This window comes from Haloarcula sp. MBLA0163 (assembly GCF_055632435.1).
Window position 1 is genome coordinate 1,726,774 of the sequence record NZ_CM145745.1, and the last position, 15,400, is coordinate 1,742,173.

Below are 15,400 nucleotides of genomic sequence, written 5' to 3' on the forward strand. Positions count from 1 at the left end.
CGGCCATGATTACGGTCGGTGACGAGGCGCCCGATTTCACCGCGCCGCTCGCCGACGGTGGTATCGGCGAGCTCTCGCTCTCGGCGGCGGTCGCCGACGGGCCGGTGGTCCTCGCGTTCTTCCCGGGCGCGTTCACGAGCGTCTGCAGCGACGAGCTGGCGGCGTTCGACGAACGCCAGTCCGAACTGCGCGCGGCGGATGCGGCGGTCTACGGTGTCAGTATCGACACCCCGTTCGCCCAGAACGCCTTCCGCGACCAGTTCGGCCTCGAAATCGAGCTCGTCAGCGACACCAGACGGCGGATAATCGACGCGTACGGCGTCTCGATGGACTTCGACGGGCTGGGCGTCTACGACCTGGCGAAACGCTCCGTGTTCGTCGTCGACGGCGAGCGACGCGTGACCTACGCGTGGGCGACCGACGACCCCGGCGTCGAACCGAACTACGACGACGTCCTCGACGCGGTTCGGTCGGCCTGACACACTGGGGGCGGGCTTTTTCTCGGTGGCACCGGTTGGTCCACACATGAGCGATCAGGAATCACCGGAGGCCGGACGTATCTACGACCCCGACCGGGACCACGCGTTCCCGGACGCACGGGTCAACGCCGTCCTCGACCAGTTGGCCGCCGACGACGAGGTGCAGGCCTACCTCGACGCGCAGAACGTCAACCCGGTCACGCGCAAGCGGTACAACGACCACGGGAAGAAACACATCGACATCGTCCGGAACCGGGCGCTGTGTCTGTACGACCTCCTGAAGCGGGGCGGCGTCGAGTTCAACGGGGCCGCCGACCACGAGGGGCTCGAAGAGGCCGACGAGGCCGTCATCGTCGCCCTCGCGGCGACGCTCCACGACATCGGCCACGTCGTCCATCGGGACGAACACCCCTACTACTCCATCCCGCTCGCTGCGGACCTGCTGGACAGGCTCCTCGCGGAGTTCTACGAGGTGAACGAGCGGGTCCGGGTGAAAGGCGAGGTCCTCCACGCCATCCTCTGTCACCACACCGAGGAGAGTCCGCTCACGCTGGAGGCCGGGGTCGTCAGGGTCGCCGACGCGCTGGACATGGAGCGTGGCCGGTCGCGCATCCCCTACGAACGGGGCGGGCGAGGCATCAACACGGTCTCCAGTCAGGCCATCGAGACGGTGACGCTCAGCAGCGGCGAGGAGTACCCCGTGCTCGTCGAAATAGAGATGAACAACGCCGCCGGCGTCTATCAGGTCGACAACCTGTTGAAGGCGAAGCTGAACGACTCCGGGCTCGAGGAGCACATCCGAATCGTGGCGCTCAACTCCCGCGAGGACGGCAACCAGATCGTCGAGCGGATCGAACTCTGAGAGTCGTAACCTGTCCCTGACACAACCGTTTTGTAGCCCGCCACCCTACCCCTGTGTATGAGTCTCACACCCATGGACGAGCCGCGGGGCGACGACCCCGGAACGTCCCCAGCGGTGCAGGACGCTCCCGGCCTCGTCCAGCGGTTCCGCGTTCGGGCCCGTGCGTTCATCCGGCGTCTCCCGGGTGCGGAGCGACTGCTCTCGGTGGGTGACGACCGCGGGGGCGACCGGCCGCAGTCCCGGGTCCACACCGACGGCCTCGCCGACCGCGCCGTCGAACCGCCCGAGTGTCCACGAGTCGGCGGCCTCCCCGAACGCGACCGTCCGTTCAGCTACCCCACACGCAACCACAGCGAGCGCAATCAGGTCGACCTCGTCTGCGTCGAGACGGGCGACAGACTCACGGTCTCGCTCCCGGAGAACCCCGACGCGACCCTCACTTCCGACACCTGGGAGCGCGTCGAACCCTGACCAACGGCGGCGTCCGCAGGCGCTCCCGACCGAGCGACGGACGGACGCCAGTCAGTCGAAGAATCGGTCGGTGCCCGGCACCGCAGCGGCGTCGGCCGGCAGGTCGGTGACCCACCCGGTAGCCACTGCCTCGCCGTCCCCGTTCGGTGACCCGACCAGGGACGCCCCGAAGACGACGAAGTAGCGCTCGGCGGTCCGGTCGCCCGCGGCGCTCCGTGCTTCGAGGTGCCAGACGCCCTCGGCTGTCGCGAGCTCGACGGCGACGCCGGCGTTCGCCTCGACCCACTGCCGGCCGGTCGCCGCGAAGTCGTCGTCCGGGCCGACGCTGGCGGCCGGAATCTTCCAGTCGCAGGTCTCGGTGACCTGCATGACCAGCGTCTCACCCGCGTCGTTCGTGACACCGATGGGCGCCATGTCGTCCAGTTCGTCGAGACGGTCCAGCGTCTCGGCGTCGACGGTATCGGTGTCCTCGTGGAACGGGACGTCGTCGCTGTCACGCAACGACTCCGGGTCGTAGATAGGGCCGGGACCGGACGTGGGTCGTGAGTCGGATGCAGTCATGGGTACGTACTGACGAGTGACATCGTACGGGTCGCGACGGCGGTCGAGACCGCCGGAGAGCGGACCCGAGACACCCGCTACTGTCCGAAGGGGGAACTGATAGAAGAAGCTGGCGATATACTTTCGGGATTTTCTTCGTGTAATAATTGAGCCGGGTGGATAATAAATCTTCTCCCGAGCCACCGGCAGCGGTACCGAGAGCCGTCGAGAACCCCCGCCGTCGACAGGCTACGAGTGCGTGAGAGACCGCGCCGAGAAGATGCGGCGGCCGGGATTTGAACCCGGGCCATGAGCTTGGAAGGCTCAGGTCCTACCACTAGACCACCGCCGCTCGCTCGTTCGCCGGTGTGACCACCGTCGCCGTCCGCAGTACGCCGACGGCGCGCGAACGTATCCACTGATAGAGGGAAGGTGATTAAGGACCTTTCCCTTCTGGTCCGACGACGGCGTAGCAGTTCCCGCTGGAGAGTTCCATCGAGTGCAGGGTCAGGCCGCTCTCGGCGACGTCGCGTTCGAACTCCGCCGGCGCGTAGATGTGGTAGAACCGCGGGACCGTCTCTCCGCCGGGGAGCGTCCAGTCGACGGTTGTGTCGAACCCGGTCTCGGCGTCGGCGGGCGCGTCGAAGCGGTCGTGGGCGGTGCTCCACACGCTGACGAGCGCGCTGCCGTCGGGCGCGAGGACGCGGGCGAGTTCGTCGAGGCTGGCGCGCCGGTCGGCGACCGTGGGAAGGTGGTGCAGGGTCGCGACGTAGACGGCGAGGTCCACGCTGGCCGCGGCGAGCGGGAGTCGCGTGGCGTCGCCCTGCACGAGCGAGACGCGACGCCCGACCCGGTTGCGGGCCTCGCGGAGGAGGGCGCGACTGGCGTCGAGGCCGACGACCCGGTCCGCGACGCCGGCGAGGAGGTCGGCGTGGCGGCCGTTACCACACCCGACGTCGAGCGCCGTCCCGACGCGGTCCGCGTCGTCGACGAACGACTCGACCTCCGGCCACGCGTACTCGCGGGTCTTCGAGAAGTGGTCGCCGATGCGCTCGTACGTGCGACGGACCGCGGCGCGTGACTGTTCGTCCATGTCGGTCGAAGGTCTGCGTCCGTGAGGTTACGACTCGCCGTGCGTCTCGGGGTAGGCCTCGGCCAGCAGGTCCGGGCGGTCGAGGAGGCGCTCGCGCACCGGGTCGATGACCTCGGAGATGGCGGTCCCGACGGCCGGCTTGAGGTCCGCGGGGTGGAGTTCACCGCTGAGGAAGTCCGCCTCGACGGCGTCGTAGCTCTCGTAGGTCAGGTCGCCGCCGTACTCCTCGGGTCGCTCGACGACGAACGGTTCGCCCTCGACGTCGAGCACCGGGAAGACGAGATGGTGCAGGTACTCGAGGACGCCGTTGTCCTCGACCTCGCCGGCCGGGCAGTAGGCCTGTCCGATCTTCTCCTCGACCTCGTCGCGACTGTCGGTGAGGTTGACCTTCGAGGCGGCGTCGGAGGCGCTCATCTTCCCGCCCGAGAGGCCGGAGAGGAGCGGCGCGAAGATACAGACCGGCGAGTGGCCGCCGTGGTCGGGGAGAATCTCGCGCGAGAGCATGTAGATGCCGCGCTGGTCGACGCCGCCGTAGGCGATGTCGGCGTCCAGGGCCTTCACGTCGAGGCTCTGCATCAGCGGGTAGATGAGGCCCCCGAGGTTCGGGCTCTCGGACTCGCGGACGACTTCGCTGGCCGCGCGCTGCGTGCGGGCGATGGTCGTCTCCGCGGCCATGCGGTACATCTCCAGCGTGTACTCCTCGTCGAGTTGGAAGTCCGTGCCGCGGACGAACTCGACGTCGTCGGGGTCGGCCCCGGCGGCGTCTATCATGCCCTCGATGGCGACGCGGTAGTACTCCGAGCGGGCGTCCAGCAGGTCGAACGGGCTCTTGTTGTCGTCGAGATGGGCGTGCAGGTCGGCGATGAGCACCGTCACGTCGACGTCGGCCCGCAGGAAGTCCGCGAGCTTCCGCATCGTCGTGAAGTGGCCGATGTGCATCTCGCCGGTGGGCGCGTAGCCGATGTACGCCGACGGGTCGCCGTCCTCGAACAGTCCCTCGAGCTCGTCCTCCGTGACGACCTCCTGAGTGTGCCGGCTCACGAGGTCGAGTCGGTCGGCCGTATCCATACGCTCCGGTCCCCGCTCCGGCGAGTAAAACGTTCCTGTGTGGCCCGGCCGACCGAGCGCTCACTCGGCGGTGGTCTGGCGTCGGTCCGTCGAGTCCCGTCCGTCGCCGGTCGCGCCGGCGTACCCCCGCGCGAACAGGTGATAGCCGACGACCTGCCCGTAGAAGGCGAACACCGCGCCGACGAGGATGAGGACGAGGACGCCCCCCAGCCCCGCTATCACGAACAGGGCGACGTACGCCTCGACGACGGCCACGACGTAGACGGGTCGGCGGGCCGCACCCGCGACCGCTCGAATCTCGAACGCCGCGCGCAGGGTGTCCGTCGTCGCCAGCCGCGTGAGTGCGCCCGGGAGAAGGTACGCCGCGGCGAGCCCGGCGACGGACGCGAGGAGCAACAGAGCGCCACCGAGGAGCCCGGCCCCCGAAGCCCGCGCGAGGACGCCGCCCAGCGTCACGAGGACCGGGACGAGGAGGTAGGCGACCTGCACGGCGATGACCCGCGCGCCGTCGACGAACAGGTCCCCCCAGTCCTCGAACTTCGGCGGGTGTGGGCGGCCGTCGGCGGTCGACCGTAAGACCCGGAGGAGATACCCCTGTACCGGGATGAGCGGGACGAACAGCACCGCGCCCACGAGCGTCAGCAGACTCCCGGTTATGACGGTCCAGAGCCACCCCGGGCCTCGCTGCGGGTAGAACAGCGCGTCGCGCAACATTGCGGGGTACTGCCCCGCCCCGACACTTATACCCCCACACTGCGGCCACGGCCGCGGGGGACCCGAGTACACATATCCGTCCAGTCCAACTACCGTACATGTACACGGGGAAGACGGAGAAGGCGTGTTGCCTGTGCGGGAACCCGGACACGGAGACCCGGTTGGACCTCCCACCGCGGGCGGTGCCGCTGCTGAAACACTCCGAGGCCATCGCCTGGCGGGACATCGTCGGCGAGGTGTCCATCTACTTCTGTGCCGCCGACTGGGAGACGGTCCGGGACCTCGTGCTGGAGACCGGCATGAGCCCACTGTCTCGCTGCAACGTCGCCCGCGCCTCGTTCGACCTCCGGGAGGACTTCGAAGCCCTGCTCAACGACATCCGTGACGAACCCGACCACAGCGACCTCGAGGCCGAGATGCTGGCCGACGCCGAGGCCACGCTCAAGAACCGCGACGACCCCTACGTCGAGGAGCGGGACGTGGTCGAGGCACGGGTCGTGGAGTGGGTGTTCGAAGACACGGAAGCGGAAGCCTGACCGGGGGACAGCGGGCCGTATCCAAACTGTTTTGAACACCCACGGCCCTGTGTCAACCGATGACTGTACGCGTAGGCGTCCTCGGAGCAACCGGCGCGGTCGGACAGCGACTCATCCAGCTACTCGACCCGCACCCGGACTTCGAGATCGCCGCACTGACGGCCAGCGAATCGAGCGCCGGAGAGAGCTACCGCGACGCGGCGAAGTGGCGCGTCGAGGCGCCCATCCCGGAGGACGTCGCCGACATCACCGTGGGCGCGACCACGCCCGAGGCGGTCCCGGACGACGTCGACCTCATCTTCTCCTCGCTCCCCTCTAGCGTCGGTGCGGAGGTCGAGCCCGAGTTCTGTGAAGAGGGCTACGTCGTCTCCTCGAACTCCTCGAACGGCCGGATGGACGAGGACGTGCCGCTGACGATCCCCGAGGTCAACGCCGACCACGTCGACCTCATCGAGGTCCAGCGGGACGAGCGCGGCTGGGACGGCGCGCTGCTGAAGAACCCCAACTGCTCGACCATCACCATGGTCCCGCCGCTGGCGGCGCTGGACGACGCCTTCGACGTGACGGACGTGCGCGTCTCGACCCTGCAGGCGGTGTCGGGGGCGGGCTACTCCGGCGTCTCCTCGATGGAGATCATCGACAACGCCATCCCGCACATCGGCGGCGAGGAGCAGAAGATGGAGACCGAGTCCCGGAAGCTGCTCGGGACGTTCGACGGCGCCGAGGTCGAGCTCAACGACATGGACGTCGCCGCCTCGTGTAACCGCATCGCCACGCTCGACGGCCACCTCGAGAACGTCTGGGCCGACACGGCCGAGGAGGTCTCCGTCGAGGAAGCCGAGGACGCGATGGCAGCGGTCACCGGGGTCGACCTGCCCTCCTCGCCCGAACGCCTCATCAAGGTGTTCGAGGAGCCGGACCGCCCGCAGCCCCGACTCGACCGGAACGTCGAGGACGGCATGGGCGTGGCGGTCGGCGGGTTCCGCGAGACCACCGACGGCGTCCAGTTCAACTGCCTCGCGCACAACACGATGCGCGGCGCGGCGGGCGCGAGCGTGCTGAACGGCGAACTGCTCGCCCAGCGCGGCTACATCTAGAGCGAAATCTGGTTCTGTAACCCGTCCCACGCGCCGGTCTGCTCGGCGCGGCGGACGTTCTCCGCGACGATGTCCGCGAGTCTGTCGAAGTAGCTGGGCGTGTGTCCGGCGTTGTGGGGCGTGACGAGGACGTTCTCGAAGTCCCACAGGCGGTGGTCGCTCGGGAGCGGTTCGGGGTCGGTGACGTCCAGCGCCGCCGCGCCGACGTGGTTCCGCTGGAGGGCCGCGACGAGCGCGTCGGTGTCGACCACCGGGCCGCGCGCGACGTTGACCAGCACCGTCTCGGGGTGCATCGTCGTCAGGAGGTCGGCGTCGACCAGCCCCCTGGTCTCGTCGGTGAGCGGACACGCCAGCGCCACGTAGCGGGCGTCCTCGACGGCCTCGTGGACCTCGTCGTAGCCGTACACCTCGTCGGTCGGGGTGTCCTTCTCGGGCGAGTGCCTGACGGCGACCGTCTCGACGTCGAAGCCGTCGAGTCTGTCGACGACGGCGGAGCCGATGGCCCCCATGCCGACGACGCAGACGCGGCTGCCGGCGAAATCGGTCGACTTGAACGACTGCCAGACGTGGTCGGCCTGTCGTCGCCGCGCCGTGAAGAACCCGCGAGCGAACGAGAGCCACGCGCCGACGACGTGTTCGGAGACGTTGGGCGCGTGGACGCCGGACGCCGTCGTCAGGGCGACGTCGCGGGCCGCCAGTTCGTCGAGCGGGAGGTGGTCGTAGCCGGCGTACGTGGACGCGAACAGACGCAGCGAGTCGGCCCGGTCCAGCAGGGCCTCGGAGACGGCACTGCCGGTGAGCACCGTCGCGTCAGTGACGAGGTCACGCTCGGCAGCCGGGGTCCGGGCCACGGCGACGTCGTGGTCCGGGAGGCGCTCGCGGAGCGCTGTCACGTATCGGTCGACGGCCATGCCGTGGATGTTGTCGCGGCGGACGACGATGTCGGGCATACCGGGTGCCTGCGACGCCGAGGGTCAAAACGGTACTGCACCCGGAGTCGACGTAGCGCGACGAGACAATAGGTTTTAGCCGTCGGGGGGCACGGTAGCGGGTATGGAATACGTAGACGTGGCAATCGTCGGGGGTGGCCCAGCGGGGTCGTCCGCCGCCGAGGCCGCCGCCGCCCGCGGCGCCGACGCCGTCGTCTTGGAGAAGGGGGTCCCCCGGGCCGACCGCGAGGGCACGGGACCGGATTCGACGGACGCGGCCGGGCTGCTGGACTACTGGCTGGACATCATGGAACTCGACGCCGCGGAGTTCCCCGAGGACGTGGTCCTCAGCGAACTGGCGGGAGCGAAGTTCTACGGCCCCGACTCCGAACTGGCGCTGACCGAGACTGGCATCGACGCGACGTACGACGGGTTCGGCTTCACGATGCACCGGGCGCGGTTCGACGACTGGCTTCGCCGGCGAGCGGTCGACGCGGGGGCGGACTACCGCGTCGGCGTGAGCGTCACCGGGGTCGAGACCGACCTCGCCGCGTCGCCGCGCCACACGGTCCGTCTGGCCAACGGCGAGAACCTCGAGACGGACTACGTCGTGCTGGCGGACGGCCCCCAGCGGACCGTCACCGGCGGGACGCTGGACCAGTTCCTCCCCGAGGGCCGGACGATGGGCGAGATCATGCCCTCGAACACGGCCAACCACATCGCCTATCAGGAACACCGCCGGATGCCCGAGGAGCTGTTCGACCCCGAGTTCATCGAGTTCTGGTGGGGCATCATGCCCGGCCACACCGCCTACCCGTGGATCTTCCCGAACGACCCGCCGGTGGCCCGCATCGGGCTGACGATGCCCATCGGACTGGACATCGACGACTACGACACGCGCGAGTGGGACCTCCTGCACGACGACGACGAGAGCATCCCCCGGGGCAACGAGTACGTCCGGCGACTGCTCGAACGGCAGTTCCCCGAGTACGACCTCGCTGACTTCCCGCTGGTCGAGGACCGCGGGAAGTCGAAGGGGACGGAGACGTACCCCATATCCTCGACCCGGCCCATCGAATCACCGGCCGGAGCGGGTATCGCCGTCACCGGCGGGGCGATGGGTGCCACCTCCGCCTTCCACGAGGGCGGCGACCACGTCGCGGTCCGCACCGGGAAGATAGCCGGCCGACTCGCCGCCGAAGAGCGCCTCGAACGGTACAACACCGAGTGGCAGGCCGCCATCGGCGACGAGGTGCTGCGGAACGTCACCTTCGCCGACCTGGTCCGCGACTGGGGACCGAGAGAGTGGGACCGGGCGTTCACGACGGCGAACGACCTGATGGACGCCCGCGGTATCAAGGCCGACGCCGCACTCAGGGGCGGCCTGCACGGTCTCGAACTCGTGGTCAAGTACAAGTGGGGGAAGTTCGGCTACCGCAACGGGAACTACGTCCAACTGCGCGAAGACGAGTACGCAGTCTGAACGTCACTCTTAGGTACGGGACCCGCTTAGTTCGACTGCGTGCCTTCAATCCCCGGCCGAGGCCCGTCACCGGGACGATGACCGTCCGGAGAACCCGGGCACGGTACACCCCGGCGGTGCACACCGCCCGCCTGGCGGACGCTATCCGCTCGACTCGCGGTCGTTAACCGCCTGCCGGACCGGCCAACGCCGGTTCGGCACCAGGCGACCTACTGGGTCGCCCGCCCGGCACGAGGGTTTGCCGGCTGACGTGGCGCGCCGCCGAGGATGACGCCGGTCGTTAGTGTTCCGGGCGACACGCTTCCGAGATGCCACGAGCCGTGCATCCGTTCGTCTGCGGTCCCCTGTGGCTGCGAGCACTGCCGGTCTCCTAACGAGTTAGGTCCCATCGGTAGGTCCCGTCTCCATGTACGCGATAGTATGACGACGAGCAAGGCGATAGCCTGTGAGCGGGGCGACGTACAGAGCGAACTCCGGCGCGCGGCCGACGGCATCCCCGGCGTGACGATATCGGGCGTCGGGAGCGATACGGTGACCATCGAGGGACCGGAGGAGCGGGTCGCGCTTCTCGCCCGAGAGCTCTGGACCCGCGAGATGTCCGCCCGCGAGTACGGACAGCACACGCTGGCGGAGGCCGACCGGGCGGCACGGACCAGCGTCCAGAACGCGGTGTAGCCGGCGCGACTGACCCACCTTTTTCCCCGTCTGCCGCCACGTCGGAGGTATGCCCGACGACGCCGATCCGGAGGCCAACCTGCAGGAGTGGAAGACGGCGATGCAGGCCGAGCACGAGGACGCCATCGCGAACCCCGACCCGAGCGAGGACCACCGCATCGAGGGGGTCACGCAGATAAGCTACCGCGTCACGTTCGAGTACGACCCGGCGACGGACTCGCTCGAACGCGACGAGCGAACGCAGGTCGACGACCTGACCGACCCGGAACTGCTCTCGTGTGCCTGCGGCGTCCGCGGGATGACGCCCGAGGAGGCACGCGACCACGTCCGTGCTGCTCGCGCGGACGAGTGACCCCTAGACCGGGTCGAGGACGTCCTCGGCGAGACGCGTCAGTTCCCGCTCCGGGTCGTCGCCCGGCGTCGAGACGACGACGTGGTCGACGCCCGCCGCCCGGAGGTCCCGGAAGTACTCGACGAACCACTCGCTGCCGGCCCGGTAGCCCTGGTGGACCGGGTCCGGTGGGGCAGTCGGGTCGTCGGCGAGGTGCGTGCGGACGACCATCGCGTAGGGCTTCTCGCCCGCGGCGGCGCGCCACTCGTCGAGGTACGATTCCAGCGTCGCCATCGGGAGGTGGTAGAACAGCCAGCCGTCGCCGTGGTCGGCGATCCACTCGACGGACTGGCGGGCGTTGCCCGTCGGCAGGAGTGGAATCGTCCCTGCGGCCGGTTTCGGGACGACGTCGAGGTCGCCGTCCAGCGCCCCCCAGCGCCCCTCCGCGCTCGGGAACGACTCGCCCCACGCGGTCCGGAGGAGGTCGACCGACTCCCGGAACAGCGCGCCGCGGTCGTCCGGGTCGACGTCGAACGCCGGGTACTCCGGGTCCCGGTCGCCGGTGGCGACACCCATCACGAGGCGCCCGCCTGAGAGGCGGTCGACCGAGGCCGCGCTCTTCGCGACGTGCAACGGGTGTCTGAGCGGCAGGACGACGCTCGCCGTCCCCAGCGCCACGTCGTCGGTGTGGGCGGCCGCGTGACTGAGCCACGACCACGTCTCGAACGTCTGGCCGGCGTCGCCGAACCGGGGCCAGTACAGCGGGACGTCCCGCGCCCAGAGGGCGTCGTAGCCGAGCGACTCGGCGCGGGCCGCCAGCCGCATCTCCGCGTCGACGTCCGGACGCGACTCGCTGGCGTCCGTCAGCGGGAAGCCGACGCCGACCGTGAGGTCGTCGCCGAACAGGCGGTCGTAGCCGGCGTTGAACTCCGTCATCCGGTCAGGCGACGGTACCGAGGGTCATCTGCTGTGGCAACTGGTCGCCGTACTTGACGACGACGTACAGCATCGTGAACAGCGTCGCGTTGTAGAGGCCGTGGATCATCGACGGGACGACGATGTTGTCAGTGTACTCGTAGGCGACGCCGAAGACGAGCGCCGGGACGACGAGGACGCCCAGCGCCACGAGGTTCCCCTGCGGCGACCCGCCGCTGAGTGCGAACCAGTGGAGGCCGGCGAAGATGACGCTCGGGATGAGGATGCCCGGGACCGGGCTGAACGCCTCGCGGATGCGGCCCTGGACGACGCCGCGGAACAGCATCTCCTCGCCGGGCCCGATGACGAGTATCGACGCCGGAATCAGCAGGAGCAGGACCTCAGGGTTCTCCATCCCTATCTGTGCGGCCTGGTTCGTCCCCGTCTCCAGCTGTGTCCCGGTGAGCCGCTGGACGAGCGTGATAGCGGCCGAGCCGAGGACGGCGCCGCCGATGGCGAGGAAGTACCCGCCGACTATCGTCGCGCCGTCACGCAGGTCCGGGACGGCGACCGGGATGTCGAACGCGGGGACGGCGCCGGGAATCTGGAGCAGACCACGGACCCGTTCGCCGAGCCGCGGCCGGAGCTTGTAGTAACTCAGGGCGACGCCCGCACAGCCGATACCCTGTACGAAGACGAGACTGAGGACGATGCTCAGGGCCGGCGAGAGGTCGAGGCCGACGCCGACGATGAGGAGCCCCGCCACCAGGAACGTCAGCCCGAAGCCGAGGAGCAGGCCGCCCGCGCCCAGGAGCAGGCCGGCGACCAACGCCACGACCGACTGGAGGAACGGTCGCTCGCGCGTCACGTGAGACATACCGACCGATAGCGGCGACAGCCTGAAAACAGTTCGCTCCGCGGGCGGGCACTCAGCGCGTCCGCTCGCCGGCCTCGACGGTCGTCTCCAGCCAGTTCGTCTCTGGCGGGAGCGGGCAGGAGAACGTGTCGCTGTACGCGCAGAAGGGGGCGTAGGCGAGGTTGAAGTCGAGCGTGACGGTGTCGCCGTCGGTCAGACCCTCGTCCGCTTCGAGCTCCATGTAGCGGCCGCGGTGGTAGGTCTGCTGGCCGCTGGTCTTGTCCCGGAACGGGACGAAGAAGGTACCCGGGTCGTCGCCGGCCTGCCGGTAGCCAGCGAGTTCGTGTGACTCGCCGTCCAGTTCGAAGGCGAAGGTGAGGACGTGGAGGTACCGGACGGTCCGCCCGTCGGTCGTGTCCATCTCGACCGGCTCGGGCTCGTCGTGTCGCGTCACCGTCGCCTCGACGCGGTACGCCGGGTCCGGGTCGAAGTACGCCAGTCCGTCGAACGACTCACGCTCGTCCGGCGGGATGGGGGACTGCGGGTGCTCCGCGAAGAACTCGTCTTTCTCGGCCCGGTTCTGTCGGAGTCGGTCGGCCCAAGCGTCGCTCATGGGCGACGTAGCGCGGCGAGCAGTTTGAGTCCGGCGGTCCTCACTCCTCGAAGCCGGTGATCTCGAACCGCGCGCCGCCGGACGACCCTTCGGTGACCCGTATCTCCCAGCCGTGGGCCTCGACTATCTGCTCGACGATGGCGAGCCCGAAGCCGTTCCCGTCCTCGGAGTGGGTGAAGCCGGACCTGAACACCTGGTCGCGTTCGTCCTCGGGGATGCCCGGGCCGTCGTCCTCGAGGAAGACGCCGTCCGCGTCCTCGAGGTCGCCGACGTGGATGGTCGGCGCCTCGCCGCCGTGTGCGACGGCGTTGCCGAGGAGGTTCTCGAACACCCGCCTGAGTCGGTCGTGGTCGGCGTCGACCGTCCGGTCGGTCGTCACCGAGAGGGACGCGTCCGCAGCCTGTATCCCCATCCAACAGTCTTTGACGAGGGCCGAGAGCGACACTCGTTCGGTGTCCTCGACGGTGACGCCCTCGCGGGCCCACGCGAGGACGTCGGAGACGAGGTCGGACATCCGCTCGTGGGCCGCCGCGACGCGGTCGAGGTGCTCGCGGTCGACGTCGCCCTTGCCTTCGGTCGCCAGTTCGAGGTGGACGGCCGCGAGGTCCAGCGGCGTCCGGAGGTCGTGAGAGACGATGGAGGCGAACTCGTCCAGGCGCTCGTTCTGCCGGGCCAGCGCCTGCTCTCTGTCCCGGAGCGTCTGTTCCCGCTCTACCTGCTGGAGCGCCGACTGGATGTTCGCCGCCAGCACGCTCCCGAGCGAGCGGTCCGCGTCGTCGAACGCGCCGGTCTCTGTCGACGCCGGCAGCAGGATGCCGCGGTCGCCCAGCGGTAACACCATCTCGGACCGAATCGGCGTCTCCGGGTTCAGCACGTCGGCGTCCTCGCGGACGTCCTCTCTGACGACCGCCTCGCCGCGCTCGAAGGCCCGCCACGCGATGCTGTCGCCCTCGGTGAACGTCGGTACCTCGTCGAATAGTTCGTCCGTACACTCCGTCGTCGTGACCGGGACCAGTCCCTCGATCGCCTCGTCGTAGAGGTGGATGGCGTTGATGTCGTGCCCGAGGATGTCGCGGGCCGCCTCGAGGGCGATGTCGAGTACCTCGTCGGTCGACTCGGCGGTCATCAGGCGACGGGCGGTCTCGTGCAGCGCCGTCAGCCGCTCCTCGTAGGCCGTCCGCTCGGTGATGTCCGTGTAGACGCCGTAGGCGAGCGTCTCGCCGTCCGCGTGTTCGATGGGGACGTTCCTGAACAGGAAGTCCCGCTCTTCCCCGTCGGCCGTCTGTCGGCGCACCTCGCGGGAGACGCGCTCGCCGTTCAGCACGGCACGGTCTATCTCCGCGGCCCCGTCGGCGTGGCCGTCCGGCACGAGGAGGTCGTTGACCGACTCGCCGACGACCGACTCGGCATCGTACCCGAACACGCGCTCGAACGCGCCGTTGGCCCGGCGAATCCTCGGGGCGCCGTCGTCGAAGTCGGTGACGACCGTCGGGTCGGGGAGGTTGTCGAACAGCGCCCGGTACCTGCCCACGGCGCGCTGTCGGTCGCTCCCGTCCCGGACGGTCCCGACGAACACGTCTCCCGGGCCCGGAAGCGTCGCCGGTCGGCCCTCGACCGTGAGTTTCTCGCCGTCGACGAGGACCGGATGCTCGACCGGGAGGCGGTCGCCGTCGTCGGCATCGGAGCGGTCGACGGCCGGATTACAGCCGCCGTGCCCGTCGACCGGGACCGCCAACTCCGAGTAGTGGGTCCCGATGAGAGCGTCCGGGTCACGCCCGACCAGTTCGCCGACCCGGGCGTTGGCGTAGACGAACTCGCCGTCCTCGTCGAGCGCAAACACCGGGTCCGAGAGCGCGTCGAGGAGCCGGGCCGTGGCGTCGACGTCCCGGTCCGGTTCGCTGACACGGCCGCCGTCGGTCGTCGGTGGCGGCGCCTCGTCCAGCACCCTGAGGATGCCGACCGAGCCACGGAACGACTCGCCCTCGTAGGGGAGGACGCCCATGTGGTCCCGGCACTCCACCGTGTCGCCGTCGGCCGTCTCGATGGTGGCGTGGAACCGGGCGGAGTCCGGCCCGGAGCTCGAGAGCAGCTCGCCGAGCTCGTTCTCGGCGCGCTGGACGGTCTCCGCCGGCTTGACGAACGACGTCGGCTGGCCGAGTATCTCGTCCCGGTCGTACCCCGTCATCGTCGCGAACGGTTCGTTGACGAACTTGAACGTGCCCGTCTCGTCGACGACGTACACGGGGTAGTCCAGCGCGTCGATGACCGTCTCGTAGCGGTCGGCCTTCATCTGGGCCCGGTACTGGTCGGCGGCGTTGTGGACGCGGTTGGCGAGCAGGTCGTACTGTTCGGGACCGCCCTTCTGGAGGTAGCCGGTGACGCCGGCGTTCAGCGCGTCGGCGGCGACGGTCTCGCTGCCGCGGCCGGTGAACAGGATGTAGGGGAAGTCGGCGTGGTCGAACTGTCGGGAGAGCCGGTCGTACAGTTCCAGCCCGTCCATCGCGGGCATCTCGTAGTCGCTGACGACGCAGTCGAACTCGTCGGCGTCGAACCGGTCGAGCACCGCCTCCGGGTCGTTGGCGGTCGTGACCCGGATGTCCGAGTCGCGCTCGAGCATCGTCGCGGCGAGGTCGGTGATGGATGGGTCGTCGTCGACGTGGAGAACGTGGATATCACCGGCTGCCATTGGGAGCCATTCGCGGAGGAACCACTTCAACGCGGTGGGTCCGTTATCAATC

General features: G+C 69.2%; 17 protein-coding genes and 1 tRNA gene. 8 read left to right on the forward strand and 10 right to left on the reverse strand.

The features are described 5' to 3' along the window. The first annotated feature begins 5 nt into the window (after positions 1 to 5). Genes ACV7GQ_RS09105 through ACV7GQ_RS09115 form a run of 3 tightly spaced genes read left to right on the forward strand, consistent with a single transcriptional unit; the run spans position 6 to position 1,812 of the window. The gene (locus ACV7GQ_RS09105; RefSeq protein WP_470309935.1) at positions 6 to 479 is read left to right on the forward strand and encodes a redoxin domain-containing protein; all 474 of its coding nucleotides are present in this window, start codon (positions 6 to 8) and stop codon (positions 477 to 479) included. Positions 480 to 525: 46 nt separating this feature from the next. Continuing rightward, positions 526 to 1,341: an HD domain-containing protein gene (locus tag ACV7GQ_RS09110; RefSeq protein WP_470309936.1), complete on the forward strand. Its 816-nt coding sequence runs from the start codon at positions 526 to 528 to the stop codon at positions 1,339 to 1,341. Positions 1,342 to 1,398: 57 nt separating this feature from the next. After that, positions 1,399 to 1,812, forward strand: coding sequence for a hypothetical protein (locus ACV7GQ_RS09115; RefSeq protein WP_470309937.1), 414 nt, complete (start codon positions 1,399 to 1,401; stop codon positions 1,810 to 1,812). A gap of 51 nt (positions 1,813 to 1,863) precedes the next feature. Here the strand turns inward: ACV7GQ_RS09115 and ACV7GQ_RS09120 are convergent, their stop codons facing one another. The 5 genes from ACV7GQ_RS09120 to ACV7GQ_RS09140 all read right to left on the reverse strand — a co-directional run bounded on the left by ACV7GQ_RS09120 (position 1,864) and on the right by ACV7GQ_RS09140 (position 5,227). Next, positions 1,864 to 2,373: a hypothetical protein gene (locus tag ACV7GQ_RS09120; protein ID WP_470309938.1), complete on the reverse strand. Its 510-nt coding sequence runs from the start codon at positions 2,371 to 2,373 to the stop codon at positions 1,864 to 1,866. A gap of 260 nt (positions 2,374 to 2,633) precedes the next feature. After that, positions 2,634 to 2,704: transfer RNA gene (locus ACV7GQ_RS09125), tRNA-Gly, on the reverse strand. A gap of 84 nt (positions 2,705 to 2,788) precedes the next feature. Beyond that, positions 2,789 to 3,445: a class I SAM-dependent methyltransferase gene (locus tag ACV7GQ_RS09130; RefSeq protein WP_470309939.1), complete on the reverse strand. Its 657-nt coding sequence runs from the start codon at positions 3,443 to 3,445 to the stop codon at positions 2,789 to 2,791. 27 nt (positions 3,446 to 3,472) lie between these two features. Next, the gene (locus ACV7GQ_RS09135; protein ID WP_470309940.1) at positions 3,473 to 4,513 is read right to left on the reverse strand and encodes a tyrosine--tRNA ligase; all 1,041 of its coding nucleotides are present in this window, start codon (positions 4,511 to 4,513) and stop codon (positions 3,473 to 3,475) included. 60 nt (positions 4,514 to 4,573) lie between these two features. Beyond that, a complete protein-coding gene (locus ACV7GQ_RS09140; RefSeq protein WP_470309941.1) occupies positions 4,574 to 5,227 on the reverse strand; it encodes a DUF4013 domain-containing protein in 654 nt (217 codons plus the stop codon). A 98-nt stretch (positions 5,228 to 5,325) separates the two neighbouring features. Here ACV7GQ_RS09140 and ACV7GQ_RS09145 point away from each other — a divergent pair, with 98 nt between their 5' ends. Together ACV7GQ_RS09145 and asd are read left to right on the forward strand one after the other, a co-directional pair. Beyond that, entirely contained in the window at positions 5,326 to 5,763 is a 438-nt protein-coding gene (locus ACV7GQ_RS09145) for a DUF7960 family protein (RefSeq protein ID WP_470309942.1), read from the forward strand. A 59-nt stretch (positions 5,764 to 5,822) separates the two neighbouring features. Then, on the forward strand, positions 5,823 to 6,860 hold the full coding sequence (asd, locus tag ACV7GQ_RS09150; RefSeq protein WP_470309943.1) for an aspartate-semialdehyde dehydrogenase: 1,038 nt from the start codon (positions 5,823 to 5,825) through the stop codon (positions 6,858 to 6,860). Here asd and ACV7GQ_RS09155 read toward each other — a convergent pair. Then, positions 6,857 to 7,810: a D-2-hydroxyacid dehydrogenase gene (locus ACV7GQ_RS09155; RefSeq protein ID WP_470309944.1), complete on the reverse strand. Its 954-nt coding sequence runs from the start codon at positions 7,808 to 7,810 to the stop codon at positions 6,857 to 6,859. The genes asd and ACV7GQ_RS09155 overlap by 4 nt on opposite strands. Positions 7,811 to 7,913: 103 nt before the next feature. On the opposite strand from ACV7GQ_RS09155, the gene ACV7GQ_RS09160 reads away from it, so the two are divergent. The 3 genes from ACV7GQ_RS09160 to ACV7GQ_RS09170 all read left to right on the forward strand — a co-directional run bounded on the left by ACV7GQ_RS09160 (position 7,914) and on the right by ACV7GQ_RS09170 (position 10,299). After that, positions 7,914 to 9,272: an NAD(P)/FAD-dependent oxidoreductase gene (locus ACV7GQ_RS09160; protein WP_470309945.1), complete on the forward strand. Its 1,359-nt coding sequence runs from the start codon at positions 7,914 to 7,916 to the stop codon at positions 9,270 to 9,272. Between the two features lie 420 nt (positions 9,273 to 9,692). Beyond that, positions 9,693 to 9,947, forward strand: a complete 255-nt coding sequence (locus ACV7GQ_RS09165; protein WP_470309946.1) for a hypothetical protein — start codon at positions 9,693 to 9,695, stop codon at positions 9,945 to 9,947. 49 nt (positions 9,948 to 9,996) lie between these two features. Then, positions 9,997 to 10,299, forward strand: a complete 303-nt coding sequence (locus tag ACV7GQ_RS09170) for a hypothetical protein (RefSeq protein ID WP_470309947.1) — start codon at positions 9,997 to 9,999, stop codon at positions 10,297 to 10,299. A 3-nt stretch (positions 10,300 to 10,302) separates the two neighbouring features. Here ACV7GQ_RS09170 and ACV7GQ_RS09175 read toward each other — a convergent pair whose 3' ends face one another. Genes ACV7GQ_RS09175 through ACV7GQ_RS09190 form a run of 4 tightly spaced genes read right to left on the reverse strand, consistent with a single transcriptional unit; the run spans position 10,303 to position 15,348 of the window. Next, positions 10,303 to 11,214, reverse strand: a complete 912-nt coding sequence (locus ACV7GQ_RS09175; protein ID WP_470309948.1) for an LLM class oxidoreductase — start codon at positions 11,212 to 11,214, stop codon at positions 10,303 to 10,305. A gap of 4 nt (positions 11,215 to 11,218) precedes the next feature. Continuing rightward, positions 11,219 to 12,070 carry a lysostaphin resistance A-like protein gene (locus tag ACV7GQ_RS09180; RefSeq protein ID WP_470309949.1) on the reverse strand — a complete coding sequence of 284 codons (852 nt, stop codon included), beginning with the start codon at positions 12,068 to 12,070 and terminating at the stop codon, positions 11,219 to 11,221. A gap of 52 nt (positions 12,071 to 12,122) precedes the next feature. Next, positions 12,123 to 12,662, reverse strand: a complete 540-nt coding sequence (locus ACV7GQ_RS09185) for a DUF1684 domain-containing protein (RefSeq protein ID WP_470309950.1) — start codon at positions 12,660 to 12,662, stop codon at positions 12,123 to 12,125. Positions 12,663 to 12,702: 40 nt separating this feature from the next. Next, positions 12,703 to 15,348: a hybrid sensor histidine kinase/response regulator gene (locus ACV7GQ_RS09190; RefSeq protein WP_470309951.1), complete on the reverse strand. Its 2,646-nt coding sequence runs from the start codon at positions 15,346 to 15,348 to the stop codon at positions 12,703 to 12,705. Between the last annotated feature and the right edge of the window lie 52 nt (positions 15,349 to 15,400).

Coding starts and splice junctions, on each gene's coding strand:
- ACV7GQ_RS09105 (WP_470309935.1), top strand. CDS start 6: ATGATTACGGTCGGTGACGAGGCGCCCGATTTCACCGCGCCGCTCGCC.
- ACV7GQ_RS09110 (WP_470309936.1), top strand. CDS start 526: ATGAGCGATCAGGAATCACCGGAGGCCGGACGTATCTACGACCCCGAC.
- ACV7GQ_RS09115 (WP_470309937.1), top strand. CDS start 1,399: ATGAGTCTCACACCCATGGACGAGCCGCGGGGCGACGACCCCGGAACG.
- ACV7GQ_RS09120 (WP_470309938.1), bottom strand. CDS start 2,373: ATGACTGCATCCGACTCACGACCCACGTCCGGTCCCGGCCCTATCTAC.
- ACV7GQ_RS09130 (WP_470309939.1), bottom strand. CDS start 3,445: ATGGACGAACAGTCACGCGCCGCGGTCCGTCGCACGTACGAGCGCATC.
- ACV7GQ_RS09135 (WP_470309940.1), bottom strand. CDS start 4,513: ATGGATACGGCCGACCGACTCGACCTCGTGAGCCGGCACACTCAGGAG.
- ACV7GQ_RS09140 (WP_470309941.1), bottom strand. CDS start 5,227: ATGTTGCGCGACGCGCTGTTCTACCCGCAGCGAGGCCCGGGGTGGCTC.
- ACV7GQ_RS09145 (WP_470309942.1), top strand. CDS start 5,326: ATGTACACGGGGAAGACGGAGAAGGCGTGTTGCCTGTGCGGGAACCCG.
- asd (WP_470309943.1), top strand. CDS start 5,823: ATGACTGTACGCGTAGGCGTCCTCGGAGCAACCGGCGCGGTCGGACAG.
- ACV7GQ_RS09155 (WP_470309944.1), bottom strand. CDS start 7,810: ATGCCCGACATCGTCGTCCGCCGCGACAACATCCACGGCATGGCCGTC.
- ACV7GQ_RS09160 (WP_470309945.1), top strand. CDS start 7,914: ATGGAATACGTAGACGTGGCAATCGTCGGGGGTGGCCCAGCGGGGTCG.
- ACV7GQ_RS09165 (WP_470309946.1), top strand. CDS start 9,693: ATGACGACGAGCAAGGCGATAGCCTGTGAGCGGGGCGACGTACAGAGC.
- ACV7GQ_RS09170 (WP_470309947.1), top strand. CDS start 9,997: ATGCCCGACGACGCCGATCCGGAGGCCAACCTGCAGGAGTGGAAGACG.
- ACV7GQ_RS09175 (WP_470309948.1), bottom strand. CDS start 11,214: ATGACGGAGTTCAACGCCGGCTACGACCGCCTGTTCGGCGACGACCTC.
- ACV7GQ_RS09180 (WP_470309949.1), bottom strand. CDS start 12,070: ATGTCTCACGTGACGCGCGAGCGACCGTTCCTCCAGTCGGTCGTGGCG.
- ACV7GQ_RS09185 (WP_470309950.1), bottom strand. CDS start 12,662: ATGAGCGACGCTTGGGCCGACCGACTCCGACAGAACCGGGCCGAGAAA.
- ACV7GQ_RS09190 (WP_470309951.1), bottom strand. CDS start 15,348: ATGGCAGCCGGTGATATCCACGTTCTCCACGTCGACGACGACCCATCC.